14 protein-coding genes are annotated in these 16,469 nt (G+C 41.5%); 3 read left to right on the forward strand and 11 right to left on the reverse strand.

Annotation, left to right across the window (positions count from 1 at the left end):
• The first annotated feature begins 558 nt into the window (after positions 1-558).
• Both ACE1AQ_RS15505 and ACE1AQ_RS15510 read left to right on the forward strand, forming a co-directional pair.
• Positions 559-2,004 (forward strand): Ig-like domain-containing protein, encoded by a 1,446-nt coding sequence (locus tag ACE1AQ_RS15505; protein WP_110543766.1) that lies wholly within the window; start codon positions 559-561, stop codon positions 2,002-2,004.
• A gap of 241 nt (positions 2,005-2,245) precedes the next feature.
• Positions 2,246-4,483: an FUSC family protein gene (locus ACE1AQ_RS15510; protein ID WP_008201361.1), complete on the forward strand. Its 2,238-nt coding sequence runs from the start codon at positions 2,246-2,248 to the stop codon at positions 4,481-4,483.
• A 29-nt stretch (positions 4,484-4,512) separates the two neighbouring features.
• On the opposite strand, the gene ACE1AQ_RS15515 is transcribed toward ACE1AQ_RS15510, so the two are convergent.
• From ACE1AQ_RS15515 to ACE1AQ_RS15545, 7 genes are all read right to left on the reverse strand, one after another.
• Complete coding sequence (locus ACE1AQ_RS15515) at positions 4,513-6,585, reverse strand: AAA family ATPase (protein ID WP_110543768.1); 2,073 nt, start codon at positions 6,583-6,585, stop codon at positions 4,513-4,515.
• Between the two features lie 86 nt (positions 6,586-6,671).
• Positions 6,672-6,848, reverse strand: a complete 177-nt coding sequence (locus tag ACE1AQ_RS15520) for a hypothetical protein (protein ID WP_002740601.1) — start codon at positions 6,846-6,848, stop codon at positions 6,672-6,674.
• Between the two features lie 101 nt (positions 6,849-6,949).
• Positions 6,950-7,540, reverse strand: a complete 591-nt coding sequence (gene leuD / locus ACE1AQ_RS15525; RefSeq protein WP_002792549.1) for a 3-isopropylmalate dehydratase small subunit — start codon at positions 7,538-7,540, stop codon at positions 6,950-6,952.
• 9 nt (positions 7,541-7,549) lie between these two features.
• Positions 7,550-8,344 (reverse strand): class I SAM-dependent methyltransferase, encoded by a 795-nt coding sequence (locus ACE1AQ_RS15530; RefSeq protein ID WP_110543773.1) that lies wholly within the window; start codon positions 8,342-8,344, stop codon positions 7,550-7,552.
• A gap of 5 nt (positions 8,345-8,349) precedes the next feature.
• Positions 8,350-8,901: a bifunctional adenosylcobinamide kinase/adenosylcobinamide-phosphate guanylyltransferase gene (cobU, locus tag ACE1AQ_RS15535; RefSeq protein ID WP_110543776.1), complete on the reverse strand. Its 552-nt coding sequence runs from the start codon at positions 8,899-8,901 to the stop codon at positions 8,350-8,352.
• A gap of 48 nt (positions 8,902-8,949) precedes the next feature.
• A complete protein-coding gene (locus ACE1AQ_RS15540; RefSeq protein ID WP_110543779.1) occupies positions 8,950-9,327 on the reverse strand; it encodes a phosphomannose isomerase type II C-terminal cupin domain in 378 nt (125 codons plus the stop codon).
• A gap of 160 nt (positions 9,328-9,487) precedes the next feature.
• The gene (locus tag ACE1AQ_RS15545; RefSeq protein ID WP_008201346.1) at positions 9,488-10,771 is read right to left on the reverse strand and encodes a flotillin family protein; all 1,284 of its coding nucleotides are present in this window, start codon (positions 10,769-10,771) and stop codon (positions 9,488-9,490) included.
• Positions 10,772-10,896: 125 nt separating this feature from the next.
• Between ACE1AQ_RS15545 and ACE1AQ_RS15550 the strand changes: the two genes are divergently transcribed.
• Positions 10,897-12,411, forward strand: a complete 1,515-nt coding sequence (locus tag ACE1AQ_RS15550; protein ID WP_008201344.1) for a SagB/ThcOx family dehydrogenase — start codon at positions 10,897-10,899, stop codon at positions 12,409-12,411.
• 94 nt (positions 12,412-12,505) lie between these two features.
• Here the strand turns inward: ACE1AQ_RS15550 and ACE1AQ_RS15555 are convergent, their stop codons facing one another.
• From ACE1AQ_RS15555 to dndE, 4 genes are all read right to left on the reverse strand, one after another.
• A complete protein-coding gene (locus ACE1AQ_RS15555; RefSeq protein WP_008201341.1) occupies positions 12,506-13,423 on the reverse strand; it encodes a TauD/TfdA family dioxygenase in 918 nt (305 codons plus the stop codon).
• Positions 13,420-14,181, reverse strand: a complete 762-nt coding sequence (locus ACE1AQ_RS15560; RefSeq protein ID WP_008201339.1) for a bifunctional 2-polyprenyl-6-hydroxyphenol methylase/3-demethylubiquinol 3-O-methyltransferase UbiG — start codon at positions 14,179-14,181, stop codon at positions 13,420-13,422. Before ACE1AQ_RS15560 ends, ACE1AQ_RS15555 begins: the two co-directional genes overlap by 4 nt.
• 26 nt (positions 14,182-14,207) lie before the next feature.
• Positions 14,208-15,719, reverse strand: coding sequence for a cupin domain-containing protein (locus ACE1AQ_RS15565; protein WP_008201336.1), 1,512 nt, complete (start codon positions 15,717-15,719; stop codon positions 14,208-14,210).
• Positions 15,720-15,825: 106 nt separating this feature from the next.
• Complete coding sequence (gene dndE / locus ACE1AQ_RS15570; RefSeq protein ID WP_004160206.1) at positions 15,826-16,224, reverse strand: DNA sulfur modification protein DndE; 399 nt, start codon at positions 16,222-16,224, stop codon at positions 15,826-15,828.
• Between the last annotated feature and the right edge of the window lie 245 nt (positions 16,225-16,469).

The raw sequence follows: 16,469 nt of genomic DNA on the forward strand, positions 1-16,469 counted from the left end.
TGTCAGTCTGTAGAGCGACCATAAGACCAGAACAGAGTAAATCTGTTAAGGCAGGTGCGGAACCCCGCAAGGGAAAGAAGCAGAAACCTAAATCGTGAGGTTTGGGAATCGCCGTCCGTTTTACGGCGGTGAGGATGTCAAAACTTCCCCCTCGATTTAGCTTCCGGTAATGCCATCCCTATGGCCTTGACGACACCGGCGATCGGTGGTTAAAAATAAACAGATGCTGGATCCCCATCCAACATCCGCATTCTAACTCTGCACACATTTTGCTAAGTCCTCATGATAAGTTAAAAAACGCTTCCTTTTTGGGGGCGTTTTTATTTATTCGATTGAAAAAACCGATGACAATCATTACTAAAGCTGATGAGAAAGTGGGGTGTAGGGTGTGGGGTGTAGGGTGTAGGGTGTGGGGTGTGGGGTGTGGGGAGAATAAAGCTGCCTATTGCCTATTGCCTATTGCCTATTGCCTATTGCCTATTGCCTATTGCCTCCTGACTGACTCCTGACTGACTCCTGACTGACTCTTGATAACTGATAACTGATAACTGATAACTGATGAAAAGATTAGCTTGGTTCGATCGCTTAGTGTTAGCGACTATTTTGGCTTTAATTGCGGCGATATCGTCGATTTTGATCCAGGGAAATCAAGTTCCTACGCGAGGGGAGAATTTTAGCTGGCAAGGACGAAAAATCGGCGTTAGGGACAATTATTTTACTTTAAGTTTTAATCGACCGATTGACCGTTCGGAGGTGGAAACCAGCTTGGTGATCGATCCTCCCTTACCGGGTAAAATTAGCTGGTCTGGCGATCGCTTGACTTATACTTTGACGGAATTGCCAATCTACGGCAAAAAATATCAGATAAAGTTACCCATTGCCCAAGGAGAGGACTTTATCGGCGAATTTTACAGCCACGATCGAGCTTTTGCCTATATTGGAGTCAACCAAGAGGAAAGAGGCCGTTTAATTGTCTGTAATATCATTCAGGGGGCAAATAACGTCACAGAACTGAAAAAAACCATCCTTACCCCCGGGGATCTGGTGGTCACGGATTTTCAAATCTATCCGAGGGGGGATAGAATTTTATTCTCGGCCTTCGATCGCTCTGACTTAGGACGAGATACCCCAAAACAGCAACTTTACACAATTACCACGGGGTTAAATCATGACGAAAATAGTCAAAATTTGGCCAGTGGTCGTATAGAAAGGTTTTTAGATGCAAAAACCTATCAAAATCTGCGTTTTAATCTCTCAGATAACGGCAAAACCCTAATCGTGCAGAGAATCAATCATGGGAATCCGGGGGATGCCAGTTTATGGGTAATCAGGGATGATGGACAATCGCGACCGTTAGGAATACAAGGGGATAATTTTTTACTATCTCCCGACGGGAAAAAAGCGGTTGTCAGTCAAACGGGAGGGGTAGCGGTGATTCCTTTGGATGTCCAAGGAGGAAAACCACAATTTTTGCCTACCTACGAGAAAATCCTCGCTTTTTCCCGGGATGGTCGCCAAAAACTAATGGTAAAATCAGAACCGGATAATCAGCGATCGCTATTTCTGCTCGACGATCGGGGAGAGTCAAGACTACTATTAAGAACAGCTAATCCGATTATTAGCTGTGAATTTGAACCGCGACAGGAAAAAACCCTTTACTGTCTGAAAAGCGATCTGGTTATGGGCAGCGATGGCAAAGTGAAAGAAGAGCCTTTTTTAGGGATTATTGACCTAGAAACGGGTAAAATGATCCCCCTGCTGGCCTTACCTAATTATCGTGACGTGCAGATGAGTATGTCTCCCGATGGCGTGGCCTTATTATTTGATCAGTTAGTAACCATACCCTTTGGAGTCGGAAATGATCTAGTCACTGGGGAGGGGTCGAGCATTGCCGATGGTCGTCTCTGGTTATTACCACTCCCGGATCAATTCAGTCCCAATAGCACCCCGAAAATTTTACCTCAAGAACTCAACGCCGGTTTTAAACCCCGTTGGCTGCCCTAATAGGGCAGAATTAAGGAGTTAGGAGTCAGGAGACAGGAGACAGGAGAAAGGAGACGGGAAAGAAATCGTTACCTAATCAGGTGACTCGGAGAATACTGATACTAAATCCGGTTATTAAAGAGTGATTATCTATTCCCTCTTTTACAGGAGTGCCTTTCCAGATATGTAACTTATACTCACGGGATTTAGTATGACTCCCCAAAACGAAAACCTCATACCTGACAATTAAGATAAGTGCTATATGCTACTTCAGCGATTTGCTTTTTTATTGCGTCCTAGTGGCGATATCGAGATCGAGCGGGGGATTCGGACTTTATTGGCGCTCGCGGTACCGATTATTATCGGTGATATGTTAGATCAGTCAAAATTGGGGTTAATGGTCGGTTTAGCGGCTCAAATCTTGATTTTAGCCGATGCGGGGGGACTTTACTGCCTGAGAGCGAAAACCCTGGTGGCTACGACTGTCGGGATGGCTCTAGCTTTGATCATCGGCACATTAGCCAGTGCTTGGCTAGGATTGACCGTGGTGATAGTTTTTTGCGGGTTGTTTCTAGCGGGTTATTTGACAGTTTACGGGGAAAATGGGGCGTTAGCTGGGTTAGTAATCAGTTTATTGCTGCTTTTTGCTGTTTCTCTACCATCGGGGGATATTATCGTCGCTTTACAACGGGCCGGAATCGTTGTGTTGGGAGGGGGATGGACAATTTTTTTAGCACTGTTTATCTGGCCTTTTCGCCCTAATCAGCCTTTACGTCAGGTAACGGCAGAAAATTTTCAGGGTATCGCCACCTATCTCCGCTCTTTGCCTTTACACTCTCGTTCTAATGCTGATGAGGAGCCATATTTTGATAAAATCCGGCAACTGTTGCTCCGTTCTAGGAAAACTGTCACCTTGACGCGTCGGGGACGTTGGGGAAAGAGTGAGCTGCGGGAATTGTTAATTGTCTTGATTGAAGATAGCGATCGCATTAATACCAGCTTAATCGCGCTGCGAGAATTGCTTCATCTTCATCCCTTGCCACAACTGACCACGGTGGCTATTTTATTAGAAGATATTCTCGTGCAAGTGGCGGAAATTTGCGAAGATATTGCCAGGTTAATTTTGGGTAGAAATAAACGACCGGATTGTGAGCGTTTGCAGCTATTACTCAAGGCGATCGAGCAACAAAAAAACCTGCAAGCTAAAGTTTTAGAAAATGCCCAGGATGATTATAGCAGTTATGTGGCAATTTCGCAATTAAATAATCGTTTAAAAAAATTATTTAAACAGCTAAAAATAGCCAGTGAAACAGCGCAACATTTGCGGCAAAGCGAGGACTTTTCCGATAAAAAAAATCCCTGGCAGCGGAACTTTGAAGGGATAGAAAAAGAGTACAGCCAAGAAAAAGCTTGGTGGGAACCCTTAAAATCTAATTTTAATCTAGAATCGCCCCTATTTCGCCATGGTTTACGCTTGGGTTTGGGAAGTGCGCTAGGAGTCTTGATTTACAATAAGCTAGGAATTACCCATAGTTTTTGGATTGGTTTAACCTTAGTTATTGTGTTAAAACCAGATTTTAGCCTGACTTTTCAACGCTTTTTTAATCGGGTGTTTGGCACAATTTTAGGCTCGTTTTTTGTTTTGGCACTGTTGCCAATTATCGATAATCCGATCTGGTTAGAAATTATTGGGGTGATTTCTATAGCGATCGCTTTAGCTTTGGTACGATTTCACTATAGTTTGGCAGTATTTTTTATCACAATTTTTGCTTTAATCATCAGTCGTCTGGATGCCAGCAATGACGGTATTAATTTAGAGTATATCAGAATAATTTATACTTTAATCGGTAGTGCTTTGGCCTTTGTCCTTTCCTTCGGTTTTTTGCGGTTTAATGAAGATGAACGTTTTTCCCTCGCTGCCATTAAAGCATTAGAAGCTAATCAAATATTTTTTCAGTCAGTTATGGCAGTTTATTTAGGAGAATCATCCTATCAAACTGCAATTTTATCTTCCTATCGCGATAAAGCTCGACGAGCAAATACAACGATGCAAACGGCCCTACAAAGATTAATTGATGATCCTAGCACAGTCTTTCCCCAAATGGAACCGGCAATCACTTTAAGTAATTATATTCCTCGTTTTGGTCGCGGGGTGACAGTTTTATTGACGGAATTGGAACAATATCGCGGTAGTCCTCCCCATCCTAATCTCAGTCTGTTCACGCAACAAATAACCGAAACTTTGACGCAATTAACCGAAGCTTTGCAAACAAATAATCCTCCTCTTCCCTTACCTCCCCTCGAAGATACTTTAGAAAACATCCTCGATCATTTGCAAGAATTGCGAGAGGAAAGGTTAGTAGAAATTGCCCATCAAAAAGAAGGAACTAATCTCCATAAATATTTAGGGGATTATAATATTGTCACCACGGAACTTGTGGAATTATACCGTCGTGTTGGGACAATGAATACAGCAATTGATCGTTTTATTAGAAGTTAAAATTTAGTTATAACAACAGAATTTAGTAGTCAGGAGGAAAATCGATTAACTTCGATAATTTCTGTATATTCAAAATTATTAGGACTGCGTTTCACCAGAGAATAATCAACCCCATGAAGATTAATTAAGTCCTCTTGACAATCTGCTTTCGGAGAATTATAAACTAACACATATTCTTTACCAATATAGGGAGAAATCTCGGTTTCTACTTCTCCTCTCCATTGAGTTTTTGTCACTAAAACAATTAACTGATTGGCTAATTTAGGAATCGCGATCGCAACTTGCCGACGATAGATATGATCAAGACTACCAAAAGGGGAATCCATCACCAGAGGAAAAGTGCTGCTATCAATTCCCATTAAAGTATTTTTCTGACTCCATTCTCGCACTCGATCGATAATTCCCCCGATAAAAGATAAACTAAGAATCTGATTTTCTCCGGTAGAAGCTGCCACGGGAATGGCAAATCCTGTGGTATTTTCTAATAGTCTTACCTCGTAATCGGGACTAATACGGGGAATATAGGGAGTAAAAGAAATTGAGCTAAAGATTTCCTGTACCCGTTTTTCTAAGGACAAACGAAACTGATTTTCTAATCTTTTTCTTACCTCACTAATGCGATTAATTGCCTCTTGAGTCACTAAAATACGTCGTTGTCCTAAATTATATTTTTCCTCTTTTTGTTGCTGTTTCTGTACCTGTTTTTGCAGGGATTCTAACTCTTTTTCATACATATCTAGTTGATTTTTATTGCTGCCTTGTTCCAAGCGTAAATCTTTTAGGGAATCCTCGATCGCATCTAAGCGAGATTGCAGATTTTTAATATCTTCATCGGGATAATGGCGAAATTTATCCCGCACTTCATCTAATTCTGATTCTACCAAAGATAATTCTAAGCGCCATTGGTGAATATTAGCTTGATAATTATCCACTTCTTGCCAAAAATCTAAGACTTTTTTATCCATTTCTTTGACTGTGGAAGATAAGCGAATGGCTGCTTCTTCCACATCGGCCATTCCTGCTTTATTCATCCAGTCTTCCACCTGTAAATAAGCTTGGCTATTTTCCTGTAATTCCTGGCCACAAATACATTTTTTCCGCTCTAATAATTGTTGGACAAATTGCTGTTTGATACCACTGGGTAATTCCCCCTGTTGTCGTAGGCGATCGATTAATTGCTGAAAATTTTGATTAATTCCTTTTAAAAAGACTTGATAAGCTTGCTGAGAAATTAATTTCTTTAATTTATCTTTAGTTCTGACTAAATCTTGCCGCAGATTTCTTTCCTGTTGTTCTAATTTTTCTTTTAACTGTTTTAATTCCTCGGCACCACTTAACTCTAGTAAGCGATTAGTCACGGCCTTTTTTAACTCTTCCTGCTGGGATAACTGGTTAATAATATCCTGCTGACGCTGTTTTAATTTCTCGAAATCCTGCTCAATTTTACTTTCCTGTTTTAATAACTTTTTTAAATCCGATTCACCTAAATCTTTAAGATCATCTTGTAAAGATTTTTTGGCTTTTTTTAAATGCTCGATCGCTCGATCTAATACTTTAACTCCCAATAATTCCTTTGTATCCTCGGCGATTTTACCTTGGCTACTACTGCGGAATTGATGATCGATATATTCGCCATCAAAAAAGAAATAACGGTGTAAACTTTCGGGTAAAATTTGATTAATAATATCCTCCGCTGGTTGATTGGGTGTGTACCAATTGCCATCATCACCAGCGTAGAGCATATACAAACTATTTGAACCGTATTTAATTTTACTATTTACATCTTGGTAGGCGAAAAATTTTCGTTTTACCTGATAGCGTTTATTTTCATGTTCAAAGTTTACTTCTGCGGAACATTCTATGGAGGTCCCCGTGCTTACTTCGGTAATTGCCCGTTTATTAACTAATAACTCTGGTTCGGCAAAAGCTGCTGTAAATTTTTCATACAGTACCCAAGTACAAGCATTTAAAATGGTTGTTTTTCCCGCTCCATTATTGCCATAAATTACCGTTGTATTGCGAGAACTTGCCGCTAAATGTATCTCAGGAGTCTTACCATAAAATTGTCGAAAATTACATAACTTTATTGATAGTAGTTTCATATTTATATGGAGGGGATGATGGGGAAGTTTTTTCAGTAAACCGATAACTGATAACTGATAACTGATAACTGATAACTGATAACTGATTATTGAATTACTTCTTTAATAATCGTTAAAACATCATCATTGATATTACGAGGATTGCGCTGGTATAATTTATCTCTTTCCAATTTTAAAACGCGATCGATGATTTTTCGTACATCTTCGGGAGCGTTTAAAATCGGTTCTTGGATATTTTGGAGATTATTATCAGAATTAGTCATAAGGCAGATTTTTTAATATTTACAGATGCTGCATTGCAAACAAAATCCTTGCCGGGGTACGTTAATCTATTACTAACGCACCCTCAGCCTAGATTGTTTCCCTAGACGAAACTTAAATAGGGTAACTTTTGGGCGGTAGATTGAATCAGATCGAGATTTTGTAAAAGCTGTCCGCAGGTATCCCAACCCCCTTCTATTAACATCTGTCGGGAACCTTCATTCATAGACACGGTAGCGACAAAATCCCCCCATTCCACTGTCATGGTTGTCAAGGAAAGATCGACGGGAATTTCGGGATTAGCTGTAATTAAATCCTGTAAATGGGTGATGGTTTTTGCCTCAGCAGTGACACAGGGAACCCCATTAGCGATACAATTGCCAAAAAATATTTCGGCGAAACTTTCCCCGATAATTGCTTGAATTCCCCAACGTAAAATCGCTTGCGGTGCGTGTTCCCGAGAAGAGCCACAACCAAAATTACCATTAACTACCAAAATTTTCGCTCCTTGGTACTGGGGTAGATCGAAAGGATGACTCCCCTGTAAAGCCGCTCGATCATCAGCGAACACTTGTTCGCCTAAACCTTCAAAGGTGATACAACGCAAAAAACGAGCCGGAATAATGCGATCGGTGTCAATATCGTTGCCTCGCAAGGGTAAAGCTCGTCCGGAGATGGTTTTAACTTGACTCATGATCTTTTTCTAACTTTTACTAGCAGTGATAAAAAAGGTGGTTGCATCTTGCCATACCCCCTGATCGGTGGCATTTTTCTCGATTTCTCGGCGATAATTGTTCACTAGAGTCGCAATTTCGGCAGCCGATAGGCGGTCAAAAGGGTTATGCTGAGGATAAAAATACTGCCCATACCAGAAGTTTTTGGCGGTTTCTAGGGGCAAATATCGACCTAGTTGTTCGACATTGACCGATATATTGGTAAATCCCGCATTTTCCAGCAATTGATGGCATTTTTCCGGGGTGGCGATGGGAGTATGCAGATTAGGCAACTCAAAACCATAGGTTTCGCGACAAACACCACTGATCAAGGGTAGGAAGTGGGATTCTAAATTGTTACAGGAAAAAGCGACCGAACCGCCTTTTTTTAACCATTGATACCATTTTGCCAGCACTTGCGGGATATCGGGGAAAAGTGCAATCGCCAGAGAACAGGTAATCAGATCGAAACTAGACTCGGCAAAGTCAATGGCAGCTATATCGGCGTTAATTAGGTCAATATTCTCGATATTTAATGCTTCTAGCTTTTTTTCGGCTCTGGCAATCATTTCTGGCGTGAAATCAACCCCGATGACACTTTTTACTTTTGGGGCAATTGCTACCGCTATAAATCCCGTTCCCGTTGCCACGTCTAGCACAGATTGGCTTTTTTGTAAATAGAGATAATTTACTAATTTAAGGGCGCGAGCTTGTGTAAAATCGTTATCGTAATCGTGACGAAGGGCATAAAAATCAATCACTTGACGCTGATAATCGCTGCTCATCTTCTCTATTGCCCAATTATCGACAAAGACTGACCCAATTGACTTAAATTAAGAGCATGGCCGCCGGTAACTAGATAAACCGCGTCTGCTATTGTGCCAATTCTACGACAGAGATCGCCTAAACGATCGCGAAACAGACGACCGAGGGGATAAGCGGGAACCACACCCCAACCGGTTTCTTCCGCTACCAGAATAACATCAACCGCCGCGTTTTTGAGGGAATACAAGAATCGATCGCTAATTTCTAACCATTCAGCTGCCGACATTTCTAAACAATTGGCTACCCAAGTACCGAGGGAATCGATCAATAAACAGTGAGTAAATGGGCTATTATCAATAGTTTCGCTTAATTGTCGGGGAATTTCTTGGGTTTGCCATTGGGGGGAACGTCGCTGCCGGTGTCTTTCAATGCGATCGCACCATTCTTGATCTTTTTCATCCACCGAGGAGGTGGCGATATAAATAACGGGTTTTTGGCTGATTTTGGCTAAATATTCGGCCCATTCACTTTTCCCAGAACGGGCAGCCCCTGTAACTAGGATAATTTTTTCATGCACGATCGAGATTTTGGCAAATAACTAAAGTATATACGGAAGAAAACTGTCCTATTCTCGATCATCAAAACGGTGAATATCATCATCTCCTAAATATTCGCCATTTTGCACCTCAATCATCACCAGAGGAATAGAACCGGGGTTTTCCAACCGATGACGGGTATTCATAGGAACATAGGTAGATTCTTTTTGTTTGAGGAGAGTTTCTTTTTCATCACAGATTACCCGCGCTGTACCAGAGACGACAATCCAGTGTTCACTGCGATGGTAGTGCATTTGGCTACTCATGTGATGGCCGGGTTTAATGACAATGCGATTGATGCGATACCGCGGACCTTCCTCCAATACCGTCACCGTTCCCCAGGGGGGAGTCCGCGTCATTTCTATGTCTTGGGGAGAAGGGGAGGGATCATTAATTAAGTCATCCATGGCGGTGGTCTCCAAACTTGATTAACATTCTAGTGGACAATAATCAGTAATCAGTAATCAGTAATCAGTGAACAGACAGGACTTTTACTGCCATTTAATACTGCTCACTTAATACTCTATCCTCCTACTGATAACTGATAACTGATCACTGATAACTGATTCAAGAGGGCAATTTTTTAAAATCAAAATTTGTCTCTTTGCCCTTGACAGATGGCTCGGTTTGTGCTATGCGATTAGCCATTTGTACCAGATCCACCCCGGTAGCTTGACGCAATTGTTCGGCAAAGGCAGTCATTTTCGGGACAAGATTACCATCACCTCCGTTCACCACCGTCACCGTTTGCACCTGCACTTCTGGCACACTAGCGGCCATTAATTTAAGTAATAACTCCAGTTTTTGATATAAAAAGATGTTTTTAGCGTTATTTCCCGCTCCTTGCCAAGAGGCCGCCAGTTTTTTGGTTCCTTCCGCTTGCGCTTTCCCCTGTTCGATAATTTTGGCCGCTTCCCCCCGGGCTTTTGCGATCGCTTGTTGACATTCTGCTGCCGCAGGAGCGATCACATCTGCTTGTAATTGCTGTTTCACCTGCTTAATTCGGGCGTTTTGTACCGCCACTTCGGCCTGTACTTTAGCCAAATCGGACATAACCACCGATTCTACCTCAGCAATCATGGCGCCGCGCTTAGTTTGAGTGTCGCGCACCCGTTTTTCTGCGTCAGCTTTGGCTATTTCTAAATCTTTTTGGATACGACGCAAAGCGGTTAAGCGTTGATTCTCGGAAGCCTTGATAATCGATGTTTTTCTGGCTTTTGCTTCTGCTATCCGGGCATCTCTCTGTAATTCAGCTTTTTGCTTCCGTCCGATCGAATCGAGATAACGCACCTCATCGGAGATATTCTGGATCTGCAAACTATCCAAAACTAAACCCAATTTTTCTAGATCCTGTTCCGCTTCTTCCAGGAGACTTTTAGCGAAAGCGATCTGATCGGAGTTCGCTTGTTCTGGGGTTAAATTCGCCAAGACACCGCGCAAATTGCCCTCCAGGGTTTCTTTAGCTAATTGTTCGATTTCCTTGCGTTTCTTGCCCAATAAACGCTCGATCGCATTATGAATAATCGGTTCTTCCCCGGCAATTTTAATATTTGCCACCCCGGTGACGATTAACGGCACACCGCCCTTAGAATAGGCATTAACCACCCTGAGATCGATGATCATGTTGGTCAGGTCCATTCGATACACTTGTTCTAGCATAGGTAAACGAATACTGCTGCCCCCTTTTACCAAACGATAACCGATGGTTTTGCCCGTGGCCGTGGGACGACGACTACCGGCAAAAATTAAAACTTCGCTCGGTTGACAGATATGGTAATAGTTACGGATGACTAATAAACCCGCACCTGTCCCTAAACCGAAAACTCCCAGTAAAACAGCGATAATTTCCATAGATTTTATGTGGGTGAAATTTGTAATTATCTTTACTTTTAGCTGATCGACTCTCTGGCTGGTTGATTTTTTGGGGGTCATCGATATTACACTAAAAAGTAAAGCTTAGACAGCCTATCTTTATCATGCCAGATCAGCCAATCTCGATCGCCCAATACTACCACGAGCGGACCAAATACGACCCCCAGACGATCGCCTCAAAAAGTAAAGGTCTTGATTGGAGTCAACAACCCTATCCCTTTAAAGAATACAAAATCGGTCAGACTTTCGATCTCAAACCCTACCTCTCCCGTCAAACAGTTCCCCAAAAAGGAGACTTTTGGCGACGTATATCGCGAATTTTGGGCTGTAGCTATGGTTTAACTGCCAAAATCGCCACTATGGGCAGTCCCTTGTACCTACGTTCCGCACCCTCTGCTGGTGGATTATACCCCGCCGAGGTCTATCTGATCTCCCGTGGCACGGAATTTTTACCCGCCGGTCTCTACAGTTACCAAGGTCAAAGTCACTCGCTGCTTTTATTCTGGGAAAGTGATGTCTGGACTAACCTACAATCTGCTTGTTTCTGGAATCCTGTTTTAGAAAATACCGATATCGCTTTAGTTACCAGTGCCATTTTTTATCGATCCGCTTGGCGCTACGAAGATCGAGCTTATCGGCGTATTTTCCTCGATACAGGGCATTTATTGGGCAATATTGAGCTATCAGCCTCGATTAATGACTATCGCGCCCATTTAATCGGTGGTTTTAACGATAGTCAGATGAATGAATTGCTTTATCTTGATTCCGAGAAGGAAAGTGTCATGACGGTGATTCCTTTGGCAGATCTGCTCAATATCCAGCAAAATCTCCCCCCTAGTACCACGGCACTACCTTCGGCAACCACGACTGTTTATCCCGAAATTCCCGAGGGAGAATTATTAAGCTCCCTACAGCGAGCCACTATCATAGCTACAGATGAGAAGATAGAAGCAGCCGTTACTCCGTCTAATTGGGAAGATAAATATAATTTTCCTTTTTGTCTAAAAGTTTCCGTGACATCCCGTCCTGTCAATTGGGGGGAAGATGTAATAGATCTGGAAAGTACGATGCTTAAACGCAGATCTACCCGCGCTTATAGTGGTGCTAGTCTCAGTTTAGACGAATTGCGAGCGCTGCTGCATTTTACCTATCAACCCCAAGATTATGCCAGTCAAAATCTCGATCCCAATCCCGATTATTTTGCTCTGGATTTATTGGAAACTTTTATCGCTGTTTCGGCAGTAACTGGATTAGAGGAAGGCTGTTATTATTATGCTCCTAAAGCCCAAGAATTGCGGCAAATTCGCTTTAAAAATTTCCGGCAAGAGTTACATTATCTCTGTTTAGGTCAGGATTTGGGACGGGATGCGGCTGCTGTGGTTTTTCATACGGCGGATCTGTCAAAAGCAGTGGCTAAATATGGCGATCGAGTTTATCGTTATCTTCATGCAGATGCGGGCCATTTGGGACAGAGATTAAATTTAGCAGCTATTCATCTGGGGTTAGGGGTTAGTGGTATCGGTGGTTTTTTTGATGATCAAGTGAATGAAGTGTTAGGCATTCCCTCCGATGAAGCAGTTATCTATATCACTACTTTAGGCCGACCGAAGGTTTTTTAGGGTGAGTTTGAACCACTGAAGGGGTGACAAGGAAGTTGAGGTCATCGTACTCTGTACCTTGACCGGTTCACTTTCTCCCTTGGACGTATTTTGTTTAAAGGTTAATCCAACTACGGACCATCTGTCGGGGTTTTCCTGAATTTTTAAAAGCGGTTCTATTGTGGCATAAAAAGCGATTATTAATGTAAAATATATCACCTTTTTTCATTTTGAAGCGGACTATATTTTCTGGTTTTGAAAAAAAGTCGTCGATGATGTCGAGTGTTTTTGTGATAGCTTCCGGTTGCGCTATTTCCAGTTTGGAGTAAGCGACTTCAATCCAGTACCGCATATAACGAAAAACCAGACCCCGAGAATCTGTTGAGAATAAGGGGAAATTATTCTTTTGAATAGCTTCTTGAGAATTAATCTCTCCAGGTGTAATCACATCGCGCGCCAAAGGTTCGTAAAGATAGGGAACTAGGTCTGTATGGTGTTGCCAGAAATATTGATATAAATTGGCGGCGTTTACTACAAGGGAATCTCCTCCCTCATCCGCGGCAGCAAGACACAGTAAGCCAACAAGATCAGGGAAGTAGTTTTTGGCTGTACTATCAGTATGATAGCCAGTTTCTGCATTCGTCATCGAAACGGGTATAGCTTCTTTAGTGTAATCCATTCCTCGATCGATTACATCAAAAAAATAGCCATAGCGGTGGTTTAGTCGTCCAAAAATGCGAGAAATAAAAGCATAAATTAACCGCATTTCTGTTTCTGTTAATGCGGGTTCTAATCGGAAAATAACTATTCCGGATTCTAGGAGCAATTTCTCACGAAACGGCAGGAAAAAGTCAAGATTTTTATTGACTGTTTCCTGTCCTATTTCGTTGGGTTTTTCAAGCCATTTGTGATTGCTTGTTTTCAGTAAATCCAAGACTAATGATTTGGGTAAACTAAAAAATAGTTGAGAAGGATCGGGCAATTTTTTCCAAGTCAGTAATGAAATATTAGGATCAAAAATTGGTCTAATCATTTTTGAATTTTGAAAGCAACGTGAAGGGGAAGGTCAATGAGCGGAGTAAAAAATTCTGGGTCTAGTTCTAAATGTTCCTGATTAATTTTTAGTTCATAAACTTCTGGCATTTTTGTGAAGGCTGCTAAACGAAGAGATGTGAAGTAATCTTCCATAGTTTTATGAACACATTGCACGGCGACGGCTTTTCTATCTCTGCGCCAAATCTCACCGGGGAATAATTGATTGCGTCCGGAAAAATAGCCAGCTTTCGGTTTAAAATAAAACGGAAACTTATCTTTTTTCAGAAAAGGTAAAGAGGGATGGGGGACGGCGAACAGGAAATATCCACCGAATTTCAAAAGTTGGTAGGCTTTCTGCATCGTGCTAATAGTTTCTGAAACATTTAAGTAGTTGAACAGGAACATAGCCAGAACTAAATCGTATTGTTCGGACTCAGTTACCCCAAAATCACGAATATCAGCAGTTTCATAGGAAACATTAATAATCTGATGCTCGTTTTTTTGAATCAAGGCCTGCTCGATCATTTGTGATGAAATATCAATCCCATGAACATATTGAGCGCCTCGGTTAATTAACTCTCTTCCTACATAACCTTCCCCACAGCCTAGATCTAATATTTTCTTATTGACAATCGGTTCACATAAATCAATGACAAACGGACGAGCGGAGTAATCAGAAAGCAAAATCGGTTCTACTCGTTTCCAGTCTCCTGCGCTTTCGTCGTAAAGTTTTTTGGTTTCTTGTGTTGCTTTCATACCTATCTAACGGGATAAAATTTGCACTAATTTTGTTTTAGTCTAGCACTGTGTAAGTAATTACCCATAAAACTTTTACCAGTTAATCCAAAATCAGCTATCGCCAGAAAAATTAGCTCTTCTTCTCCTAAGTTCACAGATTGATGCACACACCAACGGGGAATAACAGCAAAAGTACCCGGTTCGACTTCGTTTTCGTATTGATCAACAATAACTTTTCCTTGACCCTGAAGAAATACAAATACGGTTTCATGTGCGTGTCGGTGCATTTCATTCGCCTTTCCTGGCTTGACTATGACTAGGCGTGCATCTAAAACTTCTAGAGCAAACGGTAGGCGAAATACGTTAAAATCAATATTGAGTTTATCAACCTGATTGTTGTATAAAGCTTCTAAGTTGCTGGCGCTAATTGTTGAAATAAGCTCTTTACCTTCTTGCACATGAGTCAAGCTTTTTTGTTGATTAATTTTTTCGGTCAAGGCTCCCAGTCGCACTGTTTGAAAATCATGATAAAGTTGTGAAGCAAGCCTTAATATTGTTTGAGAACATTGGCATTCATCAGATGGATTTTCAAGCCAATTTAACAAGTTCAGAACTTCTTCCTTGTGCTTTTCCCTTTGCATCCCGTATAGCAAAAGTGAACTCAATCCGGGTAGTAGTTTTTCCACTGGAACAGTAGATAAGTCTTGCGTCAATCCAATACGCACATCATTGATTTGATGCAATAAAAGTTCCTGTTCCTGATTAGACAGCTTTTTGCTTTTAATCATTTTAGTGAAAAGCGTAACAATCTTGGGTATGTCTGATGATGTCAAAGATTTATCTAGCGCCAACGCACGTTCATACATATTGTCCCAGTAAGCAGCACGTAGATCTAAGGCTTTTAACATTCCTTTCCGTAATTCCAGAACAGCCTGTTCGCCTTCACTGGCTAATTCCTTAGCAATTTCAACTAAAGTTAAGCTGTGTTCATCCTCCACTTCTGTGTGTAAAGGAAAAAATACATATTGCTGCAAGGATAATGATGTATGGTTTTTAATCGCTTCAATAATGTGTTTGTAGATAAATTTAACAACAGATTCAGTCCCTAAACCTATGGCTCCAATAGCTTGGAGTGAGCTTCCATTCTGGAGCAGCGATAAGAATGATTCACGCCAGATTTCCACTTCAACACAAGGCGGTTGCCTGCTATCTACTCCCATCGCTTCTTGAAAACGCTTGAATAACTGTGGGTGAGGAATTTCCTGTACCCACTCGTCCTTAATACCTAATTTACGGATTGCTTCGAGATCTTCATGGTGTAGATGTCCGTTTTCTTCAGCTAAGTTCTCCAGCAGATGATTTCGATGAGTGGGATTTTCTAGCTTTGATATTACTGCTGTTAAATAACGGGAAAACCAGTCACTATAAGCTCCGTATTGACTGGCAAAGTCTTTGAGAACCTCATCAGTATGTTGAAATTCTCCTTTTTCTAAAGCCAGTAAATACGGATGATTAATCGCTCGATGGCTTAGTGCTTCCTCGATTAAATTTTCCATTTTTTCTCATCCCCCGATAGCCGCCCTCTTTTAAATACCATCACAAAATTGGCCAATTGTCAATAGCGTTTGAGATGCGCTCCCCCTGAAAACAGATCATTCTTGGTTAAGATTCTCTGAGATTTTCTCTCTCTAATTCGATCAAATTATCAATTTTTTTTAGCTTGGTATCCCCAGCAAGATAACCGATACCGCGATGTAAATGTAAGCGAAATTGTTGAGTTAGGGTTTCTTTATCGGTTCCTAATCCGTCTTGATGACAACGTTGTTTGAGGGCAATTAGGAAAATATCGGCCATTTCTCCCCCGAATACTTTCCAAGATAATTCTACATTGCTATCGGCAGGAATGGGAACGGGAGAGGGGAGACTCGGTTCGGCAAGGGAACGACAAAAAGCCCAACGACAGAGGATATTCCATTGGTCAATTTTGGTGTAGCGTTTTAATTTTATTAGGCTATCTTTGGCGGTTTGAGATAGTCTAAAACGTTCGATCGGTGATTCCATAATTTATAATTTTACCTCGATCTGACTGATGATAAAATAGTTAGTCATTCTCAATCCTGTTTAATAGGATAGTGGGAAGTAGGGAGTTTTTTGGCTCTTCTGGTGGCTCTTCTAGGTTCTGTGTGATAAGTTTAATTGACATAGGATCGATCGATCTTTGTGTCCTTTGTGTCTTTGTGGTTCGTTCCACCCCCTCGCTCTTGAGAAATGTATCTTAGAATACATTTTACCCACCAAAGCTGGGA

The organism is Microcystis sp. BLCC-F209 (genome assembly GCF_041928595.1).
GTDB lineage: Bacteria > Cyanobacteriota > Cyanobacteriia > Cyanobacteriales > Microcystaceae > Microcystis.

Excerpts from the sequence above, each read along its gene's own strand:
- ACE1AQ_RS15540 (WP_110543779.1), bottom strand. The coding sequence starts at position 9,327 with ATGGATGACTTAATTAATGATCCCTCCCCTTCTCCCCAAGACATAGAA.
- ACE1AQ_RS15560 (WP_008201339.1), bottom strand. The coding sequence starts at position 14,181 with ATGAAAGCAACACAAGAAACCAAAAAACTTTACGACGAAAGCGCAGGA.
- ACE1AQ_RS15555 (WP_008201341.1), bottom strand. The coding sequence starts at position 13,423 with ATGATTAGACCAATTTTTGATCCTAATATTTCATTACTGACTTGGAAA.
- leuD (WP_002792549.1), bottom strand. The coding sequence starts at position 7,540 with ATGAGTCAAGTTAAAACCATCTCCGGACGAGCTTTACCCTTGCGAGGC.
- ACE1AQ_RS15545 (WP_008201346.1), bottom strand. The coding sequence starts at position 10,771 with ATGGAAATTATCGCTGTTTTACTGGGAGTTTTCGGTTTAGGGACAGGT.
- ACE1AQ_RS15505 (WP_110543766.1), top strand. The coding sequence starts at position 559 with ATGAAAAGATTAGCTTGGTTCGATCGCTTAGTGTTAGCGACTATTTTG.
- ACE1AQ_RS15510 (WP_008201361.1), top strand. The coding sequence starts at position 2,246 with ATGCTACTTCAGCGATTTGCTTTTTTATTGCGTCCTAGTGGCGATATC.
- ACE1AQ_RS15550 (WP_008201344.1), top strand. The coding sequence starts at position 10,897 with ATGCCAGATCAGCCAATCTCGATCGCCCAATACTACCACGAGCGGACC.
- ACE1AQ_RS15515 (WP_110543768.1), bottom strand. The coding sequence starts at position 6,585 with ATGAAACTACTATCAATAAAGTTATGTAATTTTCGACAATTTTATGGT.
- ACE1AQ_RS15530 (WP_110543773.1), bottom strand. The coding sequence starts at position 8,344 with ATGAGCAGCGATTATCAGCGTCAAGTGATTGATTTTTATGCCCTTCGT.
- dndE (WP_004160206.1), bottom strand. The coding sequence starts at position 16,224 with ATGGAATCACCGATCGAACGTTTTAGACTATCTCAAACCGCCAAAGAT.
- ACE1AQ_RS15520 (WP_002740601.1), bottom strand. The coding sequence starts at position 6,848 with ATGACTAATTCTGATAATAATCTCCAAAATATCCAAGAACCGATTTTA.
- ACE1AQ_RS15565 (WP_008201336.1), bottom strand. The coding sequence starts at position 15,719 with ATGGAAAATTTAATCGAGGAAGCACTAAGCCATCGAGCGATTAATCAT.